Here is a 7,434-nt window from a genome sequence, read left to right as displayed (position 1 = left end):
CGTTTGGACGAAAATCACCCCTTGAACAGGGTCCTAATTCCACGAAAAAACACAGCCCAGGTGCAGCTAACGCCGTTCAAGCCTCACTACGACGCGCTCAGCGAACTGCAAACGGCGTTGGTTGAGGTGCTGAATCTGTTGAACGATCGGCCGCGCGCTTGGCGAGATCTGCGGAGGTAGCAGTTACGGCCGCGCCCCGCTATAGGCTTATTATGGCGGGATGAGGGGCATCATGTGGAGATGGGTAAAGTGGGCGCTGGTAGCCACAATCCTCGGCTATGGTGGCTATGGCGCTTATGACTACTACAAGGCCGGACTTCACACGCGGCCTGCCATGCCTCCTGATGCTTTTTCTATCTCGTACAAGAGCGGCTTTCGCGCTCTTTTTGTGGGTGTTCCCGACCACAGGGCAACAAGGCGCTATCTCGGTTATCCTGTGGAAGTTCCCTTCTATCTCAAAGAAGCGTGGTCAATCTGCAATGCTCCGACGCCTGCCGATCTTGTGCAGTTCCCGAACTTCATGCCGCCTACGGAGTTTCCTGGCGCTCGGCTAGAAGCAGTCTGCTATGTTGAAGTCGAAGATAAATCTGTCATGCGTGGGCTGATCGCGTCAGTGCCGCGTGTTTAACCGGAGCGCCTTGGTGGGCAGGGGAGTCAAATAAAAAGAAGGCGGGACCAGCCCGCCTTCTCATCACACAATAAGCAGCACAATGACTGCTATAAGAAAACGAGAAGTGATCCTAACGCGGAACCCCTTCCCGTGCAGGACTACGATGTCCATTTCGGCCTCGCGGAAGGCCGGGCGCGCACCGGCAATGACCAGAACGCAGTTCGAACCGCAGTGAATATTTTGCGCGTCTGAGGCGCTGCTCCGCTTCTGAGGCGGGTGCGTGCCGATAACGGTGGCGCCGGATTGTTTGAAGAGGCTTGGCCGTTTGGGTGATCCTCTATGAGGGGATTCCAAGCTAAGGCTGCATTCAAATTCCAGAGAAGTATATGCGATTCGGTTCCCATACGCCACTTGACTCCCCAAGGAATATGTTCCTATTTTGTTCTCTATGCAGATAGAAACCTTGGGCGACGCATTTAACTATGGCGGCAAGGCGTGGATGGCGTGCGCACTCGGGCCGTACACCAAAGGCATGAAGCGCGGGCGCGAATGTAATTTTCGCCAGGATCTCGACCTCGCGACCTTGATCGCAACGCGCGGCGCGTCGTTCCCGATCGCGTTGCTTCCCCGGCGTTTAAAGTGTCCACGGTGCGCATCGCGTGAGGTGCGGGTTGTGTGGAGCTTTCCGCCAGTAAGCGGCACGCATAAAGCCTGGGCGGTGGGGTAGACCTACTTGATGGGCTTATTGCGCTGATAGATTATCTCAAGCGCCGCCACCGACACCGCAATTGCGAGGCAGAGCCAGGTAGGCCAGGTCCACGCGGGAATCGGATTTGCAACCAAGTCGTGCCATGCGCGGCTGACTATATGGACGCCAGTCAGGTACTCGATAAGCAGGTGGAGACCAGCAACGACGACAACTAGGAAGACCATCTCCTCGATTGAGCGTAGTATATAATTCCAAGGCATGCGCAGTCCTTTGGATGAGGCCTTAGTCAGTGTGTTTCCGCAACCGCACGCCTGGGCCGTCGCCGTTGCTGGCAATGAAGATGACGCCGGCCGCTTCAAGGGCGGTGCGGATGGCGGTGAGGTTATTCTTTCCAGGTGTCCGGCGACCCTTTTCGAAATCGATGATTACACCGCGTGAAACTGACGCTGCGGCCGCAAGCACATTCTGATCCATGTCAATCAGACTTCTGGCTGCACGACATTGCGCCGGCGTTATCGACATTATGTCCAACGTTAGATTCCATGTTGACACTAAATTCAATGTATGACTTTATGTCTGACATTGAACTGATTTGCAACAAGGAGCACTTATCATGCTTAACAGCCCTCTTTGGCTGTCCGGCGAAGCTTTGCCTTCACGTCAGCGCATCGAGCGAATTATCGACAACTTGATCGCACTGCTCGACGAAACCGATCCGGATCCGGACGAGGAGCCAGTAGGAGACGACGAGCCGTCGTTGGGGTGGATAAGCCCATGCGATCGACGTGCAGGGTACGTCGGTGGATGCAGCGATCTGGAACAGGACGACGCGGAGAGCGGATGCGCCGATTGGGACGGGATGGTGGAACAGTGGGGCGGCACGCTCCAAATAATGGGAGGAACCGTGGAATGAACCGCCGCACCGTACTCTCCGGCCTTGCCGTCGCACCCATCGCCACGCTACCGGCCATTGCGTCTGTTCCGACCGTCTCGCCTGATGAACGTGTCAAAGCGGCCGCTCGCGAACTTGCGGCCGCCATGAAGGACGCCGGCCGTGCTGAGGAAATTAAGTTCTATTTCTGGTATTTCCCAGAGCTTGGTGTCGGCATGGACTTCGCGGTTCACAGGGGCACGAGTGGAGATCCCATATGACCCTCCCCGAACTCCGCGCTCGCCGCCGCGAGAACCGCCGGCAGATGAAGACGGCCGAGGGCGAGATGCTGGAATTGTGCCAGAGGCTAGAAGACGTGCTGGCGGTGTTGATTTATAAGTTATCCCATCGGCGCTGACTCCTCGCGCCGTGCCGGCCGCCTTGGGTCCCCCCGTCTTTCGGGCGGCCGGCTACCCTTTACAACCACGAAGGCAGCCCCGTCGCAGCGATGCGGCGGGGTTTTTGGTACGACAAAAGCGGGGAGGGAAAGCGGGGAAAACGCTTTAGTAAATGATAATTTTCTAGGGAAATCAAAGGATTAGACGCAAGAAGTGGCTCCCCGGGCCGGATTCGAACCAGCGACCAACCGGTTAACAGCCGGTTGCTCTACCACTGAGCTACCGGGGAACAGCAGGCTCATGCGAACGGGGCAGCCTATAGCAAACCCCTTTCGGCTTTGCAAAGAAGCAAATTGCATTTTTTTGCGGTTCTCGGCGCGACCTTTCTCGCAATACGCCGGCGCTGCGACCATATTGGCATGCCGACCGTTACATGGATGCCTTGGGCAGGGAGTACTGAGGCCGGGATTGCAATAGGGTAAGATGGTTTCGCAACACGAAGATCAGCCAACGACGGCAAGGAAAATCTCTGTCTTCGGGCGTGAATTCAACATGCCGCGATCGCGCCGCGCGCGCATCGTTATCGGCGTTGGTTTGATCGTTCTTGGCATATTTGGGTTTTTGCCTGTGCTGGGCTTCTGGATGGTGCCGCTGGGACTTTTGGTGTTGTCTTACGAATTTGCGACGGTTCGCCGCTGGCGCCGAAGATTTGCCGTTTGGTGGGAGCGCCGCCGCAGACCGGGTCGGTAAAGGGAGTGCCTGTTACTTCCCGCCGATAGAGGAAGCGGCAGGATTGCCCTGCCGCCCCCAAGAATCGCATTTACTGGTGATGCATGTGCCGTTCGGCGTCGACTTCGCCCATGGTTAAGCTCTGGAAACCAGGCATGAGCTGCCAAATGGCCGCAAGACCGACGACCACATAGGCGAGACGCGCGACTGCGGTGCCTGAACCACCGAAGATCGCGCCGATGACATCGAATCCCGAAACGCCCATCGCCAGCCAGTTCAGGCCGCCAATGATGATGAGAGCTAGGGTGACTAGGTTCATGTAACGCATAAACGCCTCCCTTGAGAGTGTTGCCTGCAAAAAAACGGGTGCTGTTTCAAACGGTTCCATTGATCACGACTTTGTGATCGCAATGATCGACAGTTGCCGATCGATTCACGCGCATCCGGCGCCGTGCCGACCTGCAGCGCAGGCCCGCGCCATGATGCGGGCAGGGAAAGGAAAGCGCTGTGAATGAGTTTGCAGTGCTTGACGCCACTTTGCCGCCAACTTATTGAAGCGCCTTGGAACGCCCGGAGGAATGAGGCCTCGTGGCGGAGTGGTTACGCAGAGGACTGCAAATCCTTGCACCCCGGTTCGATTCCGGGCGAGGCCTCCAAATTCCGGAATTCCCGCATGTCGTGGGAATATGGGACGTTCCGGCTTGAATATGGCGCACACTGCGCGAAGGGCGAGGCGGCTTGGATATGAGCGCTGATTTCACCGAACGTCGCGTGAAGATGGTGGATGGGCAGATTCGCACCACCGATGTGACCAGCGCTCCGTTGATCGAAGCCTTCCTTGCCGTACCTCGGGAAATTTTTGTCGATCCTGCCACGCGCGATCTTGCCTATATCGATGAGGACATCCGCATAGCAGCAGGCCCGGATTCGCCGCGCTTTCTGATGGAGCCATCACCCCTTGCTCGGCTGCTGCAATTAGCGGAAGTCGATGAGAATGATTCTGTTCTCGATGTCGGCTGCGGCACTGGCTATTCGGCTGCCATCTTGTCGAGATTGGCCCGTTCGGTGGTTGCACTGGAAAGCGACCCGGCATTGGCGGCGCGTGCAACTTCCGCGCTGGCAGAGACCGGCTGCAACAATGTCACCGTGGTTACCGGATCACTGCGCGACGGATATGCCGCCAACGCGCAGTATGATGTGATTTTTATCGGTGGCAGCGTGGAAGAGGTGTCTGAAACGCTTTTCAAACAGCTCGCCGAGGGAGGCCGGCTGGTTGCTGTAGAGGGGCGCGGAAATGCCGGTGTCGCCCGCGTTTTTCTTAAGACCTCTGGTATTGTTACGGGTAGACGTGCATTTAATGCGGCAATTAAGCCACTACCTGGATTCGAACGTATCCGAGTTTTTGAGTTCTGATCGAATTTTTCTTGCAGCAGACGCGATGTCATGCTGGCCTAGGCTAGCAAGTCGTTTCTGAGCCGCTTGGTTTGTGCGAGCGGTGATGTGGGAAATGGGGGCGCGGCCGGGGATTGCTTCAGAAATGGCATTCTTGGGCTGCGCGGCTCTATTGAATGAATGATTGAGGGGTCGACGTGCCGTCCTTTAGCAAGACCATTTTTGCTGCCGTGCTTGTCTCTGCAACAGCACTGTCGTCGGTGTCGGTTTCAGCCGAAACCATCACAGGTGCTTTGTCGAAGGCATACAAGAACAATTCGCAGTTGAATTCGGCCCGTGCGGGCGTTCGCGTGGTTGACGAGGACGTAGCCATCGCCAAGTCCGGATGGCGGCCAACGGTGGGCGCATCTGCCAGCATCGACTACACCAATACGCGCCGCGATACCGGCACGTCGCGCCTGACCACGGGCAGCTATGGTGTGCAGATCAACCAGATGCTGTTCGACGGCTTCCAGACCAAGAACAATGTCGCGGCAGCCGAGGCCCGCGTTCGCGCTTCGCAGGAAAGCCTGCGCAACACCGAAGAAAACATCCTGTTCAGCGCCGCCCAAGCCTACATGAACGTGATCCACGACCGGCAGGTCGCGGCTCTGACCCAGCAGAACCTGCAGTTCCTGAACGAACAGGCACGTGCTGCGCGCTCGCGCTTTGATGTCGGCGAAGGCACTCGCACCGACGTCGCGCAGGCGGATGCCGCGCGTTCCGGAGCTGAGGCACAGGTGAGTGCTGCTCGCGCTCAGGCTTTGGCCAGTGCAGCAATCTATCATCAGCTCGTGGGCGAAGAGCCCGGCAAGCTGAAGGCAGCATCGCCGCTGGGCAAGCAGATTCCTTCAAGCCTGGATTCGGCAGTATCCGTTGCTTCTGCAGAGCATCCGGCAATCCTTGCCACAGGCCATTTGGTTGATGCGGCGGCTTTTACGGTCAAATCCGCGGAAGGCGCACTGCTGCCGTCCGTGACCGCCTCGGCAGGTATTTCGCAGACCCACGTCAGTTCTTCCGGGGCGTCCACCTTGTCGACGGGCGAGACGACCTCCGCCAATATTGGCGCTACATTGAATATTCCGATCTATCAGGGCGGCCGTACGTCCGCTCAGGTGCGCAAATCCAAGGAATCTCTCAGCCAGGCTCGCATTGAGGTAGATGTGAGCCGTGACCAGGTGCGCCAGGCGGTAACCGCCGCATGGACGTCCTATGCCGCCGCAAAGGAAGGCGTCGTCGCCAACCGGGCATTGGTAAACGCCGCGCAACTGGCGCTTAATGGCGTGGTTGAGGAGCGCAATGTTGGCCAGCGCACCACGCTTGACGTGCTCAACGCACAGGCCGACGTGATCAGCGCGAAGATCAATCTGGCGGGATCCGAGCGAGACGTGGTGCTGGCAAGCTATGCGATCCTGCAGGCAATGGGCCGGTTGTCGGTCGAGCGGCTGGGATTGCAGGTCACGAAGTACCAACCGCAGGAGCACTACGAGGCGGTCAAGGACAAGTGGTTCGGTCTTCGCACGCCTGATGGGCGTTAAATCACTGTAAATATTGGATATTGAACCATGACGGCGACAGATTTTCTGTCGCCGTCATGCGTTATACAAAGTACTACTATGCCCCTGATATCTGGTCGCCGTGGGGTGTTTTGTCCGTCCATGAACTCTCTCCGGGGCACTTTCAGACGGTAATCTGTTGAAATTCGACCGGGTTCCACATTGGGGATTCTCGGAAGGTCGTTGGTCGGTTACGCTTGCTTCGTGATTCGGACACAGCTGCGGTTGGCTGGCGAAACGGGCACCGGGGGCGGCGGAAGTGACAATGGCTACGGCAAGCAGCGCTCAGCGCGAACCTTCCATGGAAGAAATTCTGGCTTCGATCAGAAGGATCATCGAAGACAGTGATACCGGCCGCAAACCTGATGATGTTGCTGGTGTCGCCCAGGACGTCGAGCCTGCAACAAAGCGAACGACTGCCGATGTCGAAGCCTTCCGCGCAGAATTGAGAACCGAACCTCAGATAGCCAAACCGGAAGAATCGGCCGTGGCCCAACCTTCAGTGCGGCCGGTCGAGGAATTGGCAGTCGCTCCGCTGGCGGAAGAACGTCGGCCTCATGTCACATTGGCGGACGTTGGCTCGTTATTGGCCAGCGAAAAACCGGTTCACGTGTCTTCTAACGACGCGCCATCCCTAAGCGGGATAGTCGAGGAAGCCAACAGCCGAGAGGCAGGGGTCGCAAGCGCGGCTGAGATTTCTCTGGCAGATGAACAGCCTTGGGGTGCTGCTGCCAACAGCAGTTCGGTCGCCAAGGTCGAAGTGGCCGCTCAGGCCATCCGCACCGAGCAGCCAGAGAACTTGACCTCGAGATTGGCTGAAATCGAGGCTGTTGAGCCAATTTCCGATACGTCTTCTTCCAGGCTGGCGATTGTATCGGAGCAAACCAGCCGCCAGGTAGCTGCTGCCTTTGGCGAGTTGTCGGAGGCCTTTGCCACTCGCAGCAAGAAGACATTTGACGACAAGGCCGAGGAAATGCTGAAGCCGATGTTGCAGGATTGGCTCGACAACAATCTTCCAACGCTGGTTGAGAGATTGGTTCGCGAGGAGATCGAACGGGTCGCCCGCGGCGCGTGATGAGAGCCGGTTGTGGCGGGCGAGGTCGGCCACGGAAAGTAGCTCTGTCTCACGC

Annotated in this window: 11 protein-coding genes and 2 tRNA genes; 10 read left to right on the top strand and 3 right to left on the bottom strand. The window is 57.7% G+C overall.

The window, feature by feature from the left end; all coding sequences use genetic code 11:
* Positions 1–180, top strand: a 180-nt coding sequence (locus ACODTY_RS21740; protein ID WP_488996270.1) for a hypothetical protein, incomplete at its 5' end; no start/stop codon positions are given.
* A gap of 52 nt (positions 181–232) precedes the next feature.
* Complete coding sequence (locus tag ACODTY_RS21735; RefSeq protein WP_488996269.1) at positions 233–628, top strand: hypothetical protein; 396 nt, start codon at positions 233–235, stop codon at positions 626–628.
* A 973-nt stretch (positions 629–1,601) separates the two neighbouring features.
* Here the strand turns inward: ACODTY_RS21735 and ACODTY_RS21730 are convergent.
* Positions 1,602–1,793: a helix-turn-helix domain-containing protein gene (locus ACODTY_RS21730; RefSeq protein ID WP_488996268.1), complete on the bottom strand. Its 192-nt coding sequence runs from the start codon at positions 1,791–1,793 to the stop codon at positions 1,602–1,604.
* Between the two features lie 139 nt (positions 1,794–1,932).
* On the opposite strand from ACODTY_RS21730, the gene ACODTY_RS21725 reads away from it, so the two are divergent.
* Genes ACODTY_RS21725 through ACODTY_RS21715 form a run of 3 tightly spaced genes read left to right on the top strand, consistent with a single transcriptional unit; the run spans position 1,933 to position 2,608 of the window.
* Positions 1,933–2,232, top strand: coding sequence for a hypothetical protein (locus ACODTY_RS21725; RefSeq protein ID WP_488996267.1), 300 nt, complete (start codon positions 1,933–1,935; stop codon positions 2,230–2,232).
* On the top strand, positions 2,229–2,471 hold the full coding sequence (locus tag ACODTY_RS21720) for a hypothetical protein (RefSeq protein ID WP_488996266.1): 243 nt from the start codon (positions 2,229–2,231) through the stop codon (positions 2,469–2,471). The genes ACODTY_RS21725 and ACODTY_RS21720 overlap by 4 nt, the downstream gene beginning before the upstream one ends.
* Complete coding sequence (locus ACODTY_RS21715; RefSeq protein ID WP_488996265.1) at positions 2,468–2,608, top strand: hypothetical protein; 141 nt, start codon at positions 2,468–2,470, stop codon at positions 2,606–2,608. Before ACODTY_RS21720 ends, ACODTY_RS21715 begins: the two co-directional genes overlap by 4 nt.
* A 194-nt stretch (positions 2,609–2,802) precedes the next feature.
* Here the strand turns inward: ACODTY_RS21715 and ACODTY_RS21710 are convergent.
* Positions 2,803–2,877: transfer RNA gene (locus ACODTY_RS21710), tRNA-Asn, on the bottom strand.
* A 194-nt stretch (positions 2,878–3,071) separates the two neighbouring features.
* Here ACODTY_RS21710 and ACODTY_RS21705 point away from each other — a divergent pair.
* A complete protein-coding gene (locus tag ACODTY_RS21705) occupies positions 3,072–3,338 on the top strand; it encodes a hypothetical protein (RefSeq protein WP_488996264.1) in 267 nt (88 codons plus the stop codon).
* Positions 3,339–3,408: 70 nt separating this feature from the next.
* On the opposite strand, the gene ACODTY_RS21700 is transcribed toward ACODTY_RS21705, so the two are convergent.
* The gene (locus tag ACODTY_RS21700) at positions 3,409–3,645 is read right to left on the bottom strand and encodes a DUF378 domain-containing protein (RefSeq protein ID WP_488996263.1); all 237 of its coding nucleotides are present in this window, start codon (positions 3,643–3,645) and stop codon (positions 3,409–3,411) included.
* A 254-nt stretch (positions 3,646–3,899) separates the two neighbouring features.
* Between ACODTY_RS21700 and ACODTY_RS21695 the strand changes: the two genes are divergently transcribed.
* The 4 genes from ACODTY_RS21695 (at position 3,900) to ACODTY_RS21680 (ending at position 7,379) form a co-directional block, all read left to right on the top strand.
* Positions 3,900–3,973: transfer RNA gene (locus tag ACODTY_RS21695), tRNA-Cys, on the top strand.
* Between the two features lie 88 nt (positions 3,974–4,061).
* Positions 4,062–4,730, top strand: coding sequence for a protein-L-isoaspartate O-methyltransferase family protein (locus ACODTY_RS21690; protein ID WP_488996262.1), 669 nt, complete (start codon positions 4,062–4,064; stop codon positions 4,728–4,730).
* Positions 4,731–4,906: 176 nt separating this feature from the next.
* Entirely contained in the window at positions 4,907–6,286 is a 1,380-nt protein-coding gene (locus ACODTY_RS21685) for a TolC family outer membrane protein (RefSeq protein ID WP_488996261.1), read from the top strand.
* 319 nt (positions 6,287–6,605) lie between these two features.
* On the top strand, positions 6,606–7,379 hold the full coding sequence (locus tag ACODTY_RS21680; RefSeq protein ID WP_488996260.1) for a PopZ family protein: 774 nt from the start codon (positions 6,606–6,608) through the stop codon (positions 7,377–7,379).
* Positions 7,380–7,434: the final 55 nt, after the last annotated feature.

The sequence above is a fragment of the Mesorhizobium sp. FG116 genome (assembly GCF_057809835.1).
Note: the sequence above shows the minus strand (reverse complement) of the source record. Positions and strands in the feature narration are given on the sequence as shown.